This is a genomic window from Acetitomaculum ruminis DSM 5522, from assembly GCF_900112085.1.
GTDB lineage: Bacteria > Bacillota > Clostridia > Lachnospirales > Lachnospiraceae > Acetitomaculum > Acetitomaculum ruminis.
The window spans coordinates 1-1,006 of the sequence record NZ_FOJY01000054.1 but is presented as its reverse complement, the minus strand read 5'-3'; the positions used below and the strand labels follow the sequence as shown (position 1 = coordinate 1,006).

Sequence of the window (1,006 nt, the reverse complement as noted above, 5' to 3'; positions counted from 1 at the left end):
ACGAGAATATTGAAGTTTTCAAAGGGATAAAGACTTTGTTCTGAATATCCGTATAGAAAAGTTTTGACGAGAATATTGAAGTTTTCAAAGAGATAAAGACTTTATTGTGAATGTTCGTATGGTATTAAGTCAATAAAGAGAACACCGAAAGTACGACTCTACGCCGCACTTTCTGCCTAAACAGCAGTCGGTGTCTTGTAGCCTAAGCTACTGTGAGTTCTCTGGCGATTATACCAGGACTTAATATATTCAAAGATGTTGTTATAAGCTTCTTTTGAATCTTTATAAACACGCCTGTAGATTTCTTCCATCTTAATCAATGAATGGAAAGACGCTATACAGGCATTATCATAGGGACAGCCTTTACGGCTGAACGAATGAAGTATTTTGTTTTCAGTGAGATATTTTTCAAAAATCTCGCTAGTGTATTGAGTTTCTAAATCACTTTGAGGAAAAATTCCTTCTGGATTTGGGACATTAAGGCATGCATTTTTCACTGCCTTAACAGCTAATTCAGCAGTCACAGATGTATCGTAGGCCCAGCCTATTATCTTCCTTCTGTATAAATCCATAATAGATGCCAGATAAGTTCAACCATCTTTTTTGGTATTAAAATAAGTGATATCAGTACACCTTTTTTGATTGATTCCAGTGGCTGTAAAGTACTGATTCATTATATTTTCTTTCTCAGTGACAAGTTTGTTGCTTGAAACATGGCGATACTTTTTAACTACAATTAAACGAATACCCAGCTCAGACATTCTTCGCTGTACTCGCTTAAGGCTGATATGCCAGCCTTGACCAAGTAATTCCTGATGAATCTTTGGAGCTCCATAACTTCTTTTAGTAGCAAAATAAATCGCCATGATATCTGCATCGAGTTTTTGATTTTCAATGTCTGATATTGTCAATAATGGTTTACACATTTAACTCGTATAAAGAAGATAGCTATGCAGCCATAGGTAGAGTAGCATAGTATCTCTCTCTTTTATTCTAGGAGGAAGTC

The 1,006-nt window shown here is 35.7% G+C and carries 2 protein-coding genes; both read right to left on the bottom strand.

Translation table 11 applies throughout. The features are described 5' to 3' along the window. Positions 1-176 precede the first annotated feature (176 nt). The gene (locus BM153_RS13455) at positions 177-575 is read right to left on the bottom strand and encodes an integrase core domain-containing protein (RefSeq protein ID WP_278278348.1); all 399 of its coding nucleotides are present in this window, start codon (positions 573-575) and stop codon (positions 177-179) included. Between the two features lie 15 nt (positions 576-590). Next, positions 591-926, bottom strand: a complete 336-nt coding sequence (locus tag BM153_RS13450) for an IS3 family transposase (protein WP_092875015.1) — start codon at positions 924-926, stop codon at positions 591-593. Positions 927-1,006: the final 80 nt, after the last annotated feature.